Source organism: Cohnella sp. GCM10012308 (assembly GCF_042649185.1).
Classification (GTDB): Bacteria; Bacillota; Bacilli; order Paenibacillales; family Paenibacillaceae; genus Cohnella.
In genome coordinates this window covers 62,262-79,199 of the sequence record NZ_JBHRYU010000019.1, presented here as the reverse complement: position 1 = coordinate 79,199, position 16,938 = coordinate 62,262, and the positions used below count along the sequence as shown (strand labels likewise).

At 59.9% G+C, this 16,938-nt stretch carries 13 protein-coding genes; 12 read left to right on the top strand and 1 reads right to left on the bottom strand.

All coding sequences use genetic code 11. The features are described 5' to 3' along the window. Window positions 1-34 precede the first annotated feature (34 nt). From ACFOTD_RS20005 to ACFOTD_RS19950, 12 genes are all read left to right on the top strand, one after another. Window positions 35-1,693 (top strand): ABC transporter substrate-binding protein, encoded by a 1,659-nt coding sequence (locus ACFOTD_RS20005; protein WP_378121711.1) that lies wholly within the window; start codon window positions 35-37, stop codon window positions 1,691-1,693. 40 nt (window positions 1,694-1,733) lie between these two features. Beyond that, window positions 1,734-2,678 carry an ABC transporter permease gene (locus ACFOTD_RS20000; protein WP_378121710.1) on the top strand — a complete coding sequence of 315 codons (945 nt, stop codon included), beginning with the start codon at window positions 1,734-1,736 and terminating at the stop codon, window positions 2,676-2,678. Between the two features lie 109 nt (window positions 2,679-2,787). Further along, window positions 2,788-3,690 (top strand): ABC transporter permease, encoded by a 903-nt coding sequence (locus ACFOTD_RS19995; protein WP_378121709.1) that lies wholly within the window; start codon window positions 2,788-2,790, stop codon window positions 3,688-3,690. 12 nt (window positions 3,691-3,702) lie between these two features. Next, window positions 3,703-4,773, top strand: coding sequence for an ABC transporter ATP-binding protein (locus ACFOTD_RS19990; protein WP_378121708.1), 1,071 nt, complete (start codon window positions 3,703-3,705; stop codon window positions 4,771-4,773). Window positions 4,774-4,801: 28 nt separating this feature from the next. Continuing rightward, window positions 4,802-5,731 (top strand): carbon-nitrogen hydrolase family protein, encoded by a 930-nt coding sequence (locus ACFOTD_RS19985; protein WP_378121707.1) that lies wholly within the window; start codon window positions 4,802-4,804, stop codon window positions 5,729-5,731. Window positions 5,732-6,356: 625 nt separating this feature from the next. After that, the gene (locus ACFOTD_RS19980) at window positions 6,357-7,607 is read left to right on the top strand and encodes a stalk domain-containing protein (protein ID WP_378121706.1); all 1,251 of its coding nucleotides are present in this window, start codon (window positions 6,357-6,359) and stop codon (window positions 7,605-7,607) included. Window positions 7,608-7,734: 127 nt separating this feature from the next. Continuing rightward, a complete protein-coding gene (locus ACFOTD_RS19975) occupies window positions 7,735-9,393 on the top strand; it encodes a helix-turn-helix domain-containing protein (protein ID WP_378121705.1) in 1,659 nt (552 codons plus the stop codon). Window positions 9,394-9,521: 128 nt separating this feature from the next. Then, entirely contained in the window at window positions 9,522-10,505 is a 984-nt protein-coding gene (locus ACFOTD_RS19970; RefSeq protein ID WP_378121704.1) for an iron-hydroxamate ABC transporter substrate-binding protein, read from the top strand. Window positions 10,506-11,405: 900 nt separating this feature from the next. Then, window positions 11,406-11,945 (top strand): GyrI-like domain-containing protein, encoded by a 540-nt coding sequence (locus ACFOTD_RS19965; RefSeq protein WP_378121703.1) that lies wholly within the window; start codon window positions 11,406-11,408, stop codon window positions 11,943-11,945. Window positions 11,946-12,149: 204 nt separating this feature from the next. Next, window positions 12,150-13,691, top strand: coding sequence for a spore germination protein (locus ACFOTD_RS19960; RefSeq protein WP_378121702.1), 1,542 nt, complete (start codon window positions 12,150-12,152; stop codon window positions 13,689-13,691). Beyond that, window positions 13,691-14,794 carry a GerAB/ArcD/ProY family transporter gene (locus ACFOTD_RS19955; RefSeq protein ID WP_378121701.1) on the top strand — a complete coding sequence of 368 codons (1,104 nt, stop codon included), beginning with the start codon at window positions 13,691-13,693 and terminating at the stop codon, window positions 14,792-14,794. The genes ACFOTD_RS19960 and ACFOTD_RS19955 overlap by 1 nt, the downstream gene beginning before the upstream one ends. Next, on the top strand, window positions 14,791-15,912 hold the full coding sequence (locus ACFOTD_RS19950) for a Ger(x)C family spore germination protein (protein WP_378121700.1): 1,122 nt from the start codon (window positions 14,791-14,793) through the stop codon (window positions 15,910-15,912). Before ACFOTD_RS19955 ends, ACFOTD_RS19950 begins: the two co-directional genes overlap by 4 nt. A gap of 109 nt (window positions 15,913-16,021) precedes the next feature. Here the strand turns inward: ACFOTD_RS19950 and ACFOTD_RS19945 are convergent, their stop codons facing one another. Beyond that, window positions 16,022-16,930 carry an SHOCT domain-containing protein gene (locus tag ACFOTD_RS19945; RefSeq protein ID WP_378121699.1) on the bottom strand — a complete coding sequence of 303 codons (909 nt, stop codon included), beginning with the start codon at window positions 16,928-16,930 and terminating at the stop codon, window positions 16,022-16,024. Window positions 16,931-16,938 lie beyond the last annotated feature (8 nt).

Sequence of the window (16,938 nt, the reverse complement as noted above, 5' to 3'; positions counted from 1 at the left end):
AAAGAGGCGCAACGTCGCCAACCGGAGGGGTACGATGAGAACCATGCACAAGCCGAACGTCCTGACCCGCAAGCTGTGGAAGCCGCTGTTCGCCGCCATGACCGCCGCCATTCTTCTCCTGCTCGCCGCCTGTGGAGGCAACAACAATGCCGCATCCGGAGGGGCCGCCTCGAGCGGCAGCGGGGGCTCCGCCAAGGAGCAGACGCTTATCATCGGGATGTCGGCCGCGAACCTGCCGGTGCCGGATACCTACCCGACCGAAGGCTACGAGGGCTTCCGCTTCGTCGGCTTCCAGATCTACGACGCGCTGGTCAACTGGGATCTGTCCAAGGGCGACGCGCCTGCGGCGCTGAAGCCGGGGCTCGCCGAATCGTGGGAGACGTCGGACAGCGACGACACGATGTGGACGTTCCGCCTGCGCCAAGGCGTCACCTTCACCGACGGCACGCCATTTAACGCCGACGCCGTCATCTTCGCCCTGGACCGAATCCACAACAAGGACAGCGAATTCTACGATGCCCAGCTCGCGGGCAACAGCGCCAGCGGCTTGCGCTACGTCGCCTCGTACGCCAAGGTCGACGACAATACGATTACGATCAAGACGACCGTTCCTTACAGCTTCCTTCCGTACGACCTGACGAACATCCTAATCGGCAGTCCGGACGCGATCAAGACCAGCGGCAAGAGCTTCTCCACCCAGCCGGTCGGCACGGGTCCGTTCAAGTTCGTGAGCATGAAGCAGGGCCAGGAGATGGTGCTCGCCAAAAACGAGAGCTACTGGGGCGGCGCGCCGAAGCTCGACAAGATCGTTCTGCGCCCGATCAGCGATCCGTCCGCGCGTCTTGCGGCGATCCAGTCCGGCGAAGTGGACTGGGCCGAGGTGCCGCCGACCGAGTCGATCGAGCTGCTGAAATCGGCCGGCTATCAGATTCTCACCAATCCTTATCCGCATATCTGGCCTTATGTGCTGAACGTGCAGGACGGTCCGTGGAAAGATGTCCGCGTGCGCCAGGCCGCCAACTACGCAATCGACCGCGAAGGCATGAGCACGGCGCTGCTCGGCGGCGCGGCCAAGCCTGCGACCCAGCCGATGTATGAGGGCCATGCCTGGTACAACGACGCGGCGGAGCCGTACAGCTACGATCCTGAGAAAGCGAAGCAGCTGCTCGCCGAAGCGGGCTACCCGAACGGTTTCCAGACGACGTTTATCGTCCCGACGAGCGGCTCGGGCAACATGTGGCCGATCCAAATGAACGAATACGTGCAGAAAAATCTTAAAGCCGTCGGCATCGACGTAAAAATCGAATCGATCGAATGGCAGTCGCTGTTGACCTCGTACATTCAAGGCTTCCCGAAGGACAAGGAAGTGGGCGCCTACAACATCTCGCTGCCGACGATCTCGCCTTCTTTCTACGCCACCTTCTTCGCCACTTCTGCCATTTTCCCGAACGGCATTAACATCGGCGGCTATTCGAATCCGGACTACGACGCGCTGCTCGACAAGGCAATGGCCGAGTTCGACAAGTCCAAGCAAGACGAATATCTCAAGCAAGCTTCGAAAATTCTGGCCGACGACGCGCCGTGGCTCTACGTCGTACACGACCTCAACCTCCGCGCTTTGGCGCCTAAGGTAAAAGGCTTCGTGCAGCCGCAGTCCTGGTTCGCGGACCTGACGACGATCTCGATCGAATAAGGCGAAGGACGCCAAGTAATTAACGGAAGGAGCTGCATCTATGGCCTCATTCGTCTGGAAACGAATCCTGCTCATGATTCCGACGCTGCTCGGCGTATCGATCATTGTGTTCCTGATGCTGAAGATCGTGCCGGGCGATCCGGTCAACGCGATCGTGCCGCCGGACGCCTCCGAGTCGGAGCGCGCCCTCGTGCGGGCGCAGCTGGGCCTCGACAAGCCGATGGCCGTCCAGTACGTGTATTGGCTTGGCAATGTCATGCAGGGCGACCTCGGCGACTCGGTCGCGCGCCGGCTGCCCGTCACCGACATGCTGCTGCCTGCATTTAAAAACACGCTGCTGTTAACGGCTGCCGCCGCGCTGGCCTCCTTCATCATCGCGCTGATCGTCGGCGTCTACAGCGCGTACCGTCCGAAGTCAAGGCTCGCCTCGCTGTTCAACGGTCTCAGCCTCGCGAGCATCGGCCTTCCAAACTTCTGGGCTGCGCTCATCCTGATCGGCGTCTTCTCCGTTACGCTCGGCTGGCTGCCGTCCTCGGGCATGTCCAAGGTCGGCGGCGGAGGGTTCGGCGATACGATTAACCACCTGATCCTCCCGGCCGCCGCCACGGCGCTCGCCAGCGTCGGCGTGCTGACGCGCATGGTCCGCTCGACCGTATCCGGCGTGCTGCAGCAGGATTACATCTTCGCCCTCAAGGCCAAGGGCGTCCGGCCGTTCACCATTCTGCGTCACGTGCTGCGCGGCGGCATGCCGACGATCCTGAACGTGACCGGTCTCCAGTTCGGCGCACTGCTCGCGAGCTCCGTACTTGTGGAGACGGTGTTCTCCTGGCCAGGTGTCGGGCAGGTCATTTACCAGGCAATCGGGCAGCGTGACTTCCCCGTCGTACAGGCCGGCGTCCTGTTCATTGCCGTCGCCTTCGTGCTGCTGAATCTGATCGTCGACGCCGTGCATGCGGCGATGGATCCGCGGGTGCGGCAGGCTTAACGATCGGCCTGGATCCCGGGCACGCCCTCGGGCAACCAAGCCGTCCGTTACCTGCCGCAGCCTTTCCTGGCCGATGCCCTAACATCATCTCCCCAAAGGAGGAGCGCCCATGTCGCTTCAAGCCACCGCGGCCGCGGACCCCACAGCCCTCGCAGCATCCGCAGCGAGCCGCGAGCCCTCCCGGGCCGCCATCGTCTTCGCAGCCTTCGCGAGACGCAAGATCGCGCTGGCCGCGCTGATCGTCCTGCTCGTCATCGTCTTCGCCTGCCTGCTCGCGCCTTGGGTTGCGCCCTACGACCCTAGCGCCGGCGAGGTCACCGACCGCCTGCAGAAGCTCGGCGCGCCGGGCCATCTCCTCGGCACGGACGAACAGGGCCGCGACATTCTGTCCCGCGTCCTGTACGGCGGACGCCTGAGCCTGCTGTCCGGCGTGCTGCCCGTGCTGCTCGCCAGCGTCCTCGGCGGCGGCCTGGGCGTCGCCGCTGGCTACTTCGGCGGCTGGACCAACACGATCATCATGCGTGCGCTGGACATCGTGTTCTCATTTCCGGCCATCCTGCTCGCGATCGGCATCTCGGCCGCCCTCGGGCCGGGCATCACGAACATCATCATCTCGGCGACCGTCGTCTTCATCCCGCCGATCGCCCGCATCGCGGAGAGCGCGGTCAAGGAAGTGCGCAAGGAAGAGTTCATTGAAGCGGCCCGCTCCAGCGGCGCAAGCGCTGGGCTGATCATCCGGGCGCACATCCTGCGCAACATTTTCGCCAAAGTGTTCGTCTTCGCCACCTCGCTCATCGGCGTGTGCCTTATGGTCGCCTCGGGCCTCAGCTTCCTCGGCCTCGGCGTATCCCCGCCGACGCCCGAATGGGGCTTCATGCTCAACAACCTCAAGCAGCTCATCTTCATCAATCCGGCCGTCACCATCGTACCCGGCGCGTTCATCTTCCTGACCTCGCTGTCGCTGAACCTGGTGTCCGACGCCTTGAGCGACGCGCTCGAACTCAAACGATAGGAGGCATCCGGCATGGCGATCCAACAAGCGAACGCCGTCACGGCGCTTCGGACGACACTTCAGAGCGCCTTCGGCCAGGCAGACATCCTGCAGGTGAACGGCATCGGCAAAACCTTTCCCATCCGCGACATGCTGGGCCGGCGCAAGGGCGGCGTGTCCGCCGTCGACGGCGTCTCGTTTACGCTGCCTAAGCAGGGGACGCTCGGCATCGTGGGCGAATCCGGCTGCGGCAAGTCCACGCTGGCGCGGCTGCTCATGCGGCTTATCGAGCCGGACCGCGGCGAGGTCAACTATGAAGGCACGAACGTGCTCTCGCTAAAAGGCAAAGCGATGAAGCAGGCCCGCACCAAGATGCAAATGGTGTTCCAAAATCCGTATTCGTCGCTCGATCCGCAGATGTCCGTGCTGGATAACGTGGCCTTCCCGCTGCTGGCCAACGGCGCGACCAAGGCGAAGGCGCGGGAGCGCGCGCATCATTATCTCGAGGCGGTCGGACTGTCCCGCACGCATGCGGACCGTCTGCCCGGCAGCCTCAGCGGCGGCCAGCGGCAGCGGGTCGCGATCGCCCGGGCGCTCATCCTCGAGCCTGAGATCGTCATCGCCGACGAGGCCGTCTCGGCGCTCGACAAGTCCGTGCAGGCGCAGGTGCTCAACCTGTTCCAGGACCTGAAGCGCGAGCTGACGCTGTCGCTCATCTTCATCTCCCACGACCTGCACGTGGTGGAGTACATGAGCGACGAAGTAATGGTTATGTACCTGGGCCGGGTGGTGGAAAAGGGGCCGACCGCGCGCATCTTCGGCGCGGCGGCGCATCCGTACACGAAGGCGCTGCTCGCCTCCGCGCCGTCGGTCGACATCGCGGAACGGGCGACGGCTGACGGCCAAGCCGAGGCGATGCTCAAGGGCGATCTGCCAAGCCCGCTCAATCCGCCGTCGGGCTGCCGCTTCCGCACGCGGTGCCCGCATGCGATGGCGCGCTGCGCCGAGGAGGCGCCGGCGCTGCGGGAGCTGGCGCCGGGGCATACGGCGGCGTGCTTCCTGCTCGATGGGGATACGACGGTCGCGCCGGTTTTAACCGTTTAATTTTAAAAAAGAGAGGGAGAGATCTGAAATGGCATACGAAAACATCGTGACGGTAGCGACTGTGAACTTCAACGCGGAGTGGGGCAACAAGACGGGCAACCTGGCCCGCATCAAGGAATACATCAAGGCGGCCTCGGAGCGCGGGGCGAAGATCATTTTGTTCCCCGAGATGGCGCTGACCGGCTACAACGTAGACAACGACGGCATCGCGATGCAGCAGCGGGACGCCGAGACCGTGCCTGGCCCGTCCTCCGAGTCGCTCGCCGAGATCGCCAAGCTGTACGGCGTCTACGCGATCGTCGGCCTGCCAGAGTGCGACGCCAAGTCGTCCATCCTCTACAACTCGGCGCTCGTCGTCGGTCCCGAGGGCATCGTCGGCTGCTACCGCAAGATCCATCCGGCCGGCAAGGAGTCGCTCTGGGCCAAGAAGGGCAGCGAGCCGCTCATGTTCGATACGCCTTGGGGGCCGGTCGGCGTGGGCATCTGCTACGACACGTACAGCTTCCCTGAGCTGTTCCGTTACTACGCGGCGCTGGGCTCCCGCTTATACCTTAACCCGACGGCCGTGCACAACATCGACGGCTGGCAGGACTTTTACTACACGCTGCTTAAGGCGCGGGCGATCGAGAACGGGCAGTTCCTCGTCAGCTCCAACCTGGCGGGACCGGACAAAGACATGCTGTTCCCTGGCGGCAGCCTGGTGGCTGGACCGAAGGTGGCGGGCATCGGGTCGACGTACTATGCGGAGCCGGTAGAGAATGACGAAGCGCTGCTGCTGGCTACGATCGACCTGTCGATCTCGGACAAAGCGCGCAAGCTGCTGACGCTGTACAACGACAACCCGATCACGGGCGTGCCGGATTGGAGGCCGGACATCTATGCCAACCTGCTGAAGCGGCTCGAGAGCAGCGAGAAGTGGGGCGGCAAGAAGATGCCGGAGATCGCGGCGGTAGGATGAACTAGGCGAAATAAGGAGCGGTCTCGGGGGATATATGCCCCGCGGCCGCTCTTTTTTTACTTGATCAGCAAGTATGAAGTTGGCGGCGATCTGTTACAAGCAGGCGTATTCTCGGCATGCAGGAGCTTTCGACTGGCTACGGTTCGAAAAAACTGCGCTTGTACATGTATTTTCTGTCTATCGACGGCCTTTGATAAAATACATGCGAATATGCAGGCAAATTCAAAATAAAATCCGAAAAGGGAACAGATGAAGGAAAATACCTGCACATTGGCAGCTATCCTGCTTAAAAGGGCCGGCATCGGCGGAAAAAGATGTATATTTGCAGGCATTACAATGAAAGCAGAACATGGTTCGTCCATGCAGCAATGGCAGAACACTCCGCCGTTCGGTCGCTGCCACCCACCCTTCCCTCGTCACCAATCAGCCTCTTCGCCGCCAACCAGCCCTTGGCCTCTCCGAGCAGTATACATTGCAACTTTATCCAATTTATCGCGTCCTTATAGTCAAGAGCGAGTGGTAGAGACGTGATAGAGGCGCGGATATATTTTGCCGGTTCCGGCACGCATTAGAGGTTTAAAAGTGCGCGAGTGCATAGGAGATTACCGTATGAGGAGGAGCGATCATGACCATTTTCGAAAAAGGAAGTTGGCTGGCGTTAACGGCTGCATTCGCTGCATTAACGGCGAGTGCGATCCCGACGGCAGCGGCAACGGATGCGAACGCGCAGGCTGCGAGTGAAGACACGCCGGTCCTGATCGTCGACCCTGCACCGGATGTCGCCAGACTCGACCTGGTACGGCACGAGATGAAGATTCGTCTGGACGGCTCGGGCGCGGCGCTCGACGGCAAGGCGGTCGCGACAGCCAAGCCGATCCTGAAGGATGGCCGCGTCTACGTGGCGCTGCGCACGCTCAGCCAGTCCGGCGCGGTCTCGGCGATCTCCTGGGATCCCAAGAAGAAGCAGGTGCATGTGACGGCGAACGCCAAGATTAATCCGGGCCTGACGGAGCTAAACTTTCGCATGGGTTCGGACCGCTTGTACGACGGCGAAGGGAATATGCTGCCCGATTACTACACTGCACCCAAGCCGTTTATTGCCAACGGCGTCGCCTATGTGCCCGTCAAGGCGCTGACCTGGCTCGGCCTATCGGCAGCGACGGCGGACGGCCAGGTTGTGTGGAACTGGAGCGAGAAGCTTGCGCAGGTAATGCGGGAATCATGGGATACGAACGAAGCAGAGACGACGTTCACCGTGCTGTATCGCAAGGAGCTATACGCTCCGCAGCTGATGGCATCGACTGGCGCAGGGTCCTGGTCGGGCGGAACGGACGGCAGCCAGGTCATTGCCAAGGATATCGAGATCGACGGCAATCTGTACAACCGCATCCGCTTCACCGTGCAGCTGCATCCGGGCATCAACATTTTGCAAGCTGCTCCTGCCGGTTCCAGCGGCGCGGAATTCAAGGTCGTCCGGCACGTCGACGATCCAAGCGCCGTACCGGTTAACCTCACGGAGGAAGCGCAGAGCTACCTGACGGTCGAGGCGCCGGCGTCGGGCTTCGTGGAGACGAAGGCGGGGACGCCGATCGCCGTAGCCGGTAAAGTCAGAGATCCGCACAATCTCGGCTTTGACAAGGTGACGTTCGTCATTCAGAAATATTCGCCGCAAGGCTCGGGATTTGCTCATCAGGTGTACGAAAAGGTGGGCAAGCAGGACATCGCTATCAAGGACGGCGCCTTTAACGGCACAATTACGCTCAAGGAAGCGGGGTCCTACTGGATTGCGATCAATAGCCCCGCCAAAATTCCTTTTCCAGGGAGCGGCGGGCTCGTCTCTATACAATGGGCCGACTTTTTCGTAGAAGCGAAGTAAAGGCCGACAATGGCGTCGCATGGACCCCATGCGGTGTTTTTATTATGCGTAAAATTGATAGCTCCGTTCTTCGGTAGACTATAATAGAGGCATAAATGTCATTCTGATGCGTAACGGAGGACCGGTCGTGGATCACGTCGTTGGCTCGGAGTGGGAGGAATCCCGCTTTCTTTTATATACAGTCGACACTATACATTCGTTGTACAGTACCTCGAATACGCCGGCTTACAAAATGAACGAACGCCTGCCCGTGCTGATCGCAACCGCCGGAGGCAGAGGCGTTCTACGGACGGTAGACGGCAGCTACGAGCTTGCCGAGGGCAGCGTCGTCCTGCTGCCTGCGAACGCGGCGGCCGAGCTTGATGCCGATCCTGCATATCCGCTGCATGCGTACAAGCTGGCGATCGGTACCCGCGAACCGGCGGGGGCGGCGCGCGCAGGCGCGGCGATGAGGAGGAGCGAAGCCGTCTCCGGGGCGACCGTTCAATATCTCCCGTACGAGCCCGACATCGTGGCGCTGGCGGAAGCGCTCTACGTCCATCGATCGCCGGGAAGCGAGATCCGGCATGTCCGCAACCAGATCCTGCTTCACGAGATCATCCTCCGGCTGCTGGAGCGTCAAGAAGCCGCGCACGCGGCTGGCGATCAGCCCTCCATGTCGCGCAGCATTGCTTATCTGGAGATGCATTATAGCGACAAAATAACGCGTGAATCTCTTGCCGAGATCGCGGGGGTGAGCGCCTCCCACTATTCGATGCTGTTCAAGCAGCGAACGGGATTCTCGCTCAGCGATTATCTATCGCGCCTGCGCGTGCACAGAGCCAAGGAGCTGTTGCTCGGGGGGACTGGCACGCTTAGGGAGATCGCGCTGAAGGTCGGCTACAAGGATGAATTTTACCTGAGCCGCCGCTTCAAGCAGCAGACTGGCGCGCCACCTTCGGATTATGGACGAGAATCATTCGGGCGCGTAGCCGTCTGGCTCACGCCGTATGCGGTACATTTGCAGACATTGGGACTGGACCCGGCCGTCCTCGTCTCGGACAGCGGCGAATACCTGAGCGCCTCCGATCCGCTGGAGCGCAGGACGATGACGATCGTCGACGCCGCCGCACCTGCCGAGGAGTTCAAAGCAGTATTGCTGGCTAACCGCGTCGAGCTGGTCATCGCGGCGAATTTGCATCTGCACCAGTGCGGGCTATCGCCCGATCATCTGCGCGTCGTAGCGCCGATCGCGGAGATTCCGTGGATGGAGTTCGGCTGGCAGGCGCACTTGCGCCTCATCTCCCGATTCGTCCAGCGGAACGAGCGGGCGGAGCAATGGCTGGCCGATTTCGAAAAGGAAGAGCAGGCGGCTCGCGCAATCGTAAGCCGGAGCGCGGCAGCGAATGAGGTCATCACGATCGTGGTCATCAAGCCTGAGCATCTGTTCGTCTACGGGGCGCGCAACGCGGGATACGTCATCTATCAATCGCTCGGACTTCGGCCGCCTGCCAGGATCGCACGCGAGATCGGGAGACTCGGCGATCAGTTCCACTCCGTTCCGATCCGGACATCGGAGCTTGCGGATTATGCAGGCGATCGAGTTCTCGCGATCGTATTCCCCGATGTACGGGGTTCCACCGCGCACTCTGAAGCGGTATTCCGGTCTGTAGAATGGCAAGGGCTAGCCGCAGTCCAAGCGGGTCGCGTCCATGAGCTCGATCACAGCGAGTGGATTCCCTATAATCCGGTGTCTATTCGCCTGCAGCTTCGGCGCGCGCTTGCATTGTTTGCGGACGACCAATAGTACAAGCTCATTTCCCAACAAAAAGGCATGGCTCGGCGCTGGAGCGCTCCCTATAATGAGGCTATGACGATGAGAATGATTTTCATAATCAAATCAGCTCAGACATAGAAAAGGGAGAGAGTCATTACATGAAAAAGCTTGCGGTTCCGTTCGTCCTCATCCTCGTGCTGCTTCTAAGCGCATGCGGAGGCAATTCCAACATCGATAGCGCAGCCGGAAGTCCCACAGCTTCCGCGTCTTCCTCTGCATCATCATCCTCGGACGCCGCGTCTCCGTCGCCTACTACGGCTTCGGACGCCGGCACCCTCACTTATCAATCCGAGAGCGGCCCCGTCGAAGTGCCGGCGAATCCGCAGCGCGTCGTCGTGCTCACCCGCTTTTTGACCGGCAATGTCATGGCGCTGGGCGTACCGCTCGTAGGCGTGGACGAGATGTCCAAGGAAAATCCGAACTTTAAAGACAAGCTGTCCGGCGCCGAGACGATCAGCGACGAGAATGTCGAGAAAATCATCGAGCTCAATCCCGACCTGATCATTGGCGAAGCTGACAACAAGAACATCGACAAGTTCAAGCAAATCGCGCCCACGGTCATCTTCACCTACGGCAAGCTTGATTTCTTCAAGCAGCAGGTCGAGATCGGCAAGCTTCTGAACAAGGAAAAAGAGGCCCAAGCGTGGGCGGACGACTTCGACGCCCGTACCAAGCAGGCGGGTGAAGAAATCAAGGCGAAGATCGGCGCGGATGCAACGGTATCGGTTATCGAAACCTTTAACAAGCAGCTCTATGTCTACGGCTACAACTTCGGTCGCGGAACGGAGCTCCTCTACAACCAATTCGGGCTCAAAATGCCCGAGAAGGTCCAGGAAGGGACGAAGGCGGACGGCTTCCTCGCGCTGTCCACTGAAGTGCTGGACGATTACTTCGGCGATTATGTGATCTTCAGCAAAAATGCCGACGAGGACAGCTCTTTCCAAAATACGGAGACTTACAAAAACACGAAGGCCGTGCAAAATCAGCATGTGTTCGAGGCCGATGCCAAGACATTCTACTTCAACGATCCGCTCAGCATGGAATACCAGCTGGAGTTTTTCAAGCAGCATTTTCTCGGCTAACTTGATAGCTGGCAGGTAGAAAAAACGCAACCGGTCGCCGGTTGCGTTTTTTATGTTGTTTTGGCCGATCTGGCTTGGCGGTAGTTGGGAGGCAGAGTGAGCCGGCTGTGGGGGTGTGAGACGTTTGAACGGTATCCCCTTCGCACAGGAAGCGGCGTTTCTGGCTTGTTTGAACGATATCCCCTTCGGACAGGAAGGTGGAGGAGAATGCTGCAACGTTGCTTTTCTCGCTTGCAACTGCCCGTCGTCGCAATGAGTACGCTGCAGCGGTGCTTTACGCGCTTAGAGAGGGCAGGCAGCGTTGTAGCGGTGTTTTTCGCTTGCAGCGGCCCGCCGTCGCAATGAGCACGCTGCAACGGTGCTTTCTGCGCTTAGAGAGGGCAGGCAGCATTGTAGCGGTGCTTTTCTCGCTTGCAACTGTCCGCCGCCGCAAAGACCGCGCTGCAACGGTGCTGTCCGCGCCTAGAGAGGGCAGGCAACGCTGTAGCGGTGCTTTTCTCGCTTGCAACAGCCAGCCGCCGCAAAGACCGCGCTGCAGCGGTGCTTTACGCGCTTAGAGAGGGCAGGCAGCGTTGTAGCGGTGTTTTTCTCGCTTGCAACTGCCCGCCGTCGCAATGAGCACGCTGCAGCCTTGCTTTTCCATGCTTAGAATCGGCATGCAGAGTTGTATCGTTGCTTTTCTCCCATGCGGCAACCATTTCACCGAGCCAGCAGCCAGCCGGGGCTTTCCCAGCCCGCGGACCATCTGGGTTCAAAACCGCGATTTGCAGGTAAGGGATTACAGATTACAGGTTAAGGGAATAGACGAACGATAGCTGTCGCGCGTCTTCGCAGCCTATTCGGCGCTCCAGGCCGAGACAAGGCGCGCATGCTCATCATAAACGCAAAGGAGCTGTTTCCATGTCGCAGCACGAGCAGATGGACCTGAATCTGGATTTGGAGGAACCCGGTCGCGCGGCTGACACGGAGGTGTCCTGGGGGGATGTCGTTCTCTACGAACTGCCGGCCTTCGAGGCCGTCGGGTTGAAGTGGGAGGGGACGTTCGCGGGTGCGGAGGCCGGTGAGATCCGGGATCTGCAGGACGCGTTGAAAGGACGGCTGGACGAGATCCCGAAGCTGGCGCAGCCCGATATTTTGTTTGGTCTTTCGTCCCATGTGCTTAAGGAAGGCTTCCTGCACTACGCCGCAGTGGAGGTGACGGAAGATGCCGCCGTGCCGGGCGACATGGTCCGCATCGAGGTGCCCGCGCTGACCTGCGCCAAATTCGAGCACAAGAAAGGCCAGTCGATCGGCATGTCCTACAGTCATGTCTATGCGTGGATCGAGAAGCAAGGCTATCAGGCAGCCAGCGGGCAATTCAAGCATATCGAGCTGTATCCGATGGATCAGGATTCGCACGATCCGCATCCGGCGTTCACGATTCTGATCCCGATATCTTGACGGCTAGCGAATAGCGAGCGGTCTACCTGCCGCCGGAGCGCGCGTATTGCGCATCCGGCGGTTTTTGGCATGCCCGCAGGTTTTTCAGCGCATATCCATTGCTTGGCGGTTCCGACTACTTTCCTTGTTTCTGGATATCCTATCCTGTTAGAAGACCGCGGACAAAAGCGGCGGCGGATCGAATCTTCGGCGGAGGTGAGCGCGATGGGGCTGCTGTCCCTGTTCGGCGGCAAAAGCAAGCGTAACCAAAAGCGGACAAGCGGAAACCCCAGGGGCCAAGCGCTTCCGGACGAGCCGTTCGCAACCGATCTGCGATTGAACCTGGACAAGCTGAGCGAGCTTTTCCCCGACACGATGGATCTGAACGTACGCCGGCTCAACATCCGGGCGACTGGCCAGGACGCTGCGTTGCTCTTTATAGACGGGCTGACCGACAAGGTCGATATTAACACCAGCATTATAAGGCCGCTTCTGATGCAGGCGGGAACGGGCGGAGAAATGCCGATCGAGATCGGGCGCATGGTTCGCATCTATGGCTGGAACGATCTGATCGTCGCGGTGCTCAAGGGAAGCAGCGTGCTCTTGGTCGAGGGCTCGGACGAGGCGATCGTCATGCGCACGGGCGGCTGGCCCCAGCGGGATCCGACCGACCCGAAGATGGAGACCTCGCTGCGGGGCGCGCAGATGGGCTTCGTCGAGACGATCGAACAGAATGTCGCGATGATACGACGCTATCTGCCGAGCCGGGAATTGAAGTTTAAAAACTTCATTGTCGGGCGTAGGGGAAGTACGCAAGTGTCGATCGCTTATCTGGAGGACGTCGCCAATCCGGATATTCTTAAGGAGCTCGAGGATCGGATCGGAAGGCTCGATATCGATCTTGTCATCAACACCGGAGAGCTGGCCGAACTGATCGAGGATAACCCGTATTCGCCTTTTCCCCAACTGATGGTCACCGAGCGGCCAGACGCGGCCGTCTCGCAGATCGCGCAGGGGCGGTTTGCGGTGCTCGTGGACCGTTCCCCGACCGTGCTGATCGGGCCGTCCTCTTTTGTCACGTTTTTTCAAAATATCGACGATTACAGCACGCGCTGGTCCATCGCGACCTTTATCCGCATGCTCCGCTTTCTTGCGTTTTTTATCTCGATCAGCTTGCCGGCGTTTTATATCGCGATTTCGTCTTTTAACTTCGAGTTAATTCCGATCAAGCTTTTGCTGACGATCGGCACATTTCGCGGCACGGTCCCGTTCGCCCCCTTTATCGAAGCCGCCTTCATGGAGCTGACGCTCGAGATGATCCGCGAAGCGGGCGTCCGGCTGCCGGCGCCGATCGGCCAGACCGTCGGCATCGTCGGCGGTATCGTCATCGGACAGGCGATCGTGCAGGCCGGGCTGATCAGCAATATTATGGTAATCGTCGTCGCGTTCACCGCGATCTCTTCGTTCATCCTGCCGAATCTGGACATGGTGGCAGCGGTTCGCATCATTCGCTTTTCTCTCATGCTGGCCGCTTCGATGTTCGGCATATTCGGACTGTTGGTCGGCTTGATGATTCTCGTCAGCCATATGATCTCCCTCGAGACCCTTGGCACGCCGTTCAGCACGCCGTTCGCGCCGATGCGGTTCTCCGACTGGCGGGATACCGTCGTGCGCAGCCCGCTCTGGAAGTTGACGCGCCGGCCGCTCGGCGCGCATCCGGTCCAGACGCGGAGGCAGGGGGACAATCGTCCGAAAGGAGACGGATGATGAAGAAGTACGCCTTCAACGAGATTACGACGATGCAGTTTATTTTTATCATAAGCGGCATCGCCATCAGCTACGGATTCATCGAGATTCCCCAAGTCCTGTACAAAGGCGCGGGCAACAGCGGATGGATCACCTTGATTCTGGGGTCTCTGGTGACCACGGCTGCGAATCTGGTTATCGTGCAGGTCATGAAGAAATGGCCCGACGGCACCATTCTCGACCTGATCGCCAAATACGCCGGCAAGTGGGCCGGCTGGGCGGCCGCAATTCTCTTGTCAGCCTATTACCTTTACTTCGCCTACACCGGAATCGTCTACTCGACGCGCGTCATCAAGGCTCGCATCCTGCAAGAAACGCCGGCCTATATGACGCTGCTCATGCTGCTCATCCCCACGTATATCGTCGCGCGCGGGGGCATCCGCATCGTCGGACGGTATGCCGAGGTGTCGATGGGGCTGTCCCTCTGGATACCGTTCGTTTTTATCCTGGTGTGGGGACATACGCACTGGCTTTATCTGCTGCCCGTACTGGCGGACGGATGGCGGCCGGTGCTCACTGCCTTGCCAAGCACGTTTTTCTACTTTCTCGGCTTCGGCGCGACCGCTTTTCTCTACCCTTTTCTGAAAAACAAAGAAAAAGCGGTGCTCGGCGTATGCTGCGCACAGCTCATCACGCTGTTCGCCTACTTGTTCATTACGCTGCTCAGCTTCGCTTTCTTCAGCCCGGGCGAGCTTCCGAAGATCAATCAGCTGTCCATTTATATGCTCAAAGCCGTCGAACTCCCTTTTCTGGAGCAGGTGGAGGGCTTGTTTATCGTGCTCTATCTGTTTATCTTTTCCCTGTCCTGGATTCCGCCCTTTCAGCTGTCCGCCTTCTGCCTGGGCTGGCTGGCCGGGCGCGCAGATCACCGGATGTTTCTGCGGATCTTGTTAGCGGGGACGGCGGTATTCTCCTTCTTTTATGTTCCCGGCTTTAATGTTTCCTATGAAATGGGAGACTGGCTCGGAAAAATAGGCATGGCGGTCGAGTATGCCGCGCCTGTGCTTCTCTTGGGGTATCTGCTGCTATACGGCGCGATTCGCGGCAAGCGGAGGCCGTCGTGAGAACAATCGCGCGCCTTCTGCTTTTAATACTGACATTAGGGCCGTTGACGGGCTGCTATGACCGGATCGACCTGGAGGATGCCTCGTTGTCGCTCGTCGCGGGCGTAGACATAACGGAAGACCACCGTATGCTTAACTATACTTCCATACCGGTTTTCAGCAAAACCGAGAGTAAAAAAAGCCAGGAGTTGAAGGTCGTCACCAATACGCTGCGTCAAGGGCGGGGTAAGCTGGACGCCTTCACGGTAGGCTCCTTCAACGGCAGGAAAATCAAGATCATCGCCCTATCGAAACGCTTCGTACAGGAGGTTCCCGACTGGTTCCGTTACATGGACATTTATTTTAGGGACGGCAGAAATCCGATTACGCCAAGGGTAATCGTGTTCGACGGCCCGCTCGACCAGCTTTACTATTATCATTCGCCCAATCAGCCCATTCTTCCTCTGATGTTGATGGGCATGATTAATTCCTCTTCCAACCGTGCGGAATCGGTCGCAACGACGCTGCAGGAGCTGCACAGGCAGATGAACGAAGAGGGCCAGACGCCTTTTATGACACAGATGTCGGTCAAGCAGGATGCCATGATTGACGGGACGTCGCTGTTGGATCATAAGGGCAAGTACGTGGACATGTTGAGCATGCCGGAGACAACCTTGCTGCGCGTGCTGCAAAAGAACGCCGGACAGTCCGTCGGCTTCTCTCTGCGGCTCCCGCCCGGTCTGACCGGGTCGCCCGCGTCGGTGTCCGATTGGATCAGCATCGCGACGGAACGGGTCAAGGTGAAAATCCATTCCGCGTATGCGGGAGGACGTTTCAAGTTTTCCGTGCACGTACATGTCTCGGCAAGCGTCGTGGAGAAGCTGTCCTCGCTGGATCTGGACGATCATCAGCAGGAAGCCGAGCTCGCCTGCGCGAAGGAGCTGCGCGACAAATTCGAGGCGCTGATCGCCAAGCTGCAGCAAAAAAAGGTCGATCCCGTCGGCTTCGGAATCTACGCGAGAGCGCATCAATACAAGCAATTCAAGCAGGTCAAGGAGAACTGGGGCGAGGCATTCGGCCAGGCGGACGTGCAGGTCCGCGTCAGCGTCTCATTCGCCGATGAAGGCTCCGTCAAGTAAGGCTTAGGCGAAAGGATCGATGCTTAAAAAAAGTTAAAGCCGCCCTCCCGACGGCTGTCGGGGAGAGCGGCTTTCTCTATGTGCGAGCGCTGTTGTAAACGAAGATAAGTCAGCCTTCGGTCGCAGCAGATGCGGAGGACGAGGCGTCGGAATCTGAGCCTGATGCGTCGGCGTCGGTCCGGGCTTTGCCGCCCTTGCCGTGCCCGCCGTCGTGGCCGGTGAACGCACGGCTCACAATATGATCGGCTTGATCGGCGAGCTTGGCCTTTTGCGCGTCGTATTCCGTCTGCGTGATCTTGCCGTCCGCTAGGCGCTGGTCGAGCGCCGTCGTGAGCAGCGAGACGACTTTGGCCGTGACGGTGTCGACGGCAACGCCTTTATCCGCGGCCAGATCCGAGAGCGACTTGCCGGCCTGGAGCTGCGTGGACAGCTCGTCCGTAGTCAGCCCGAGCAGGGAGGCGATATCGGCGTTGTCCTTCAGGTCGATGCCGCCGAAGCCGCCGCGTCCGCCGCCATGTCCACCAGGGCCGCCTTTGCCGCCGCCCTTGCCGGGGAAGGCGTTGGCCAGCGCTTCGGTGGCCCGCTCTGCGAGCGTAGCCTTCTGCTCGTCATACTGCGCCTGCGTGATCTTGCCGTCCGCCAGTCGGCTGTCCAGCTGCTTGGTCATCGTCGACACGATCAGGTCCTGTACCTTCTGCGCGTCGACGCCCTGTGCGGCGGCGATGTCAGACAGCGTCTTGCCGGCCTGGAGCTGCGTCTTCAGCTCGTCTTCGGTCAGGTTCAGCATCGCGGCCACCTCGGCGTTGTTCCAGCTGGCCCGGAAGCCGCCGCCTCTGTGCTGGCCGTCTCCCTTGGTCGGCGCAGCGGTCGAGTCCGCCGCTTGGGTCTGCGATGTCGAGCCGGTCGTCTTGGTCGTGGCGGCGAACGCGCTGCCCACGGAGACGGCGCTGCCGAATACGGCGACGGCGAGGGCAAGCGAGGTGATGGCGAGCTTCTTATGCTTCTTCGGATTCATCATGGTAGATC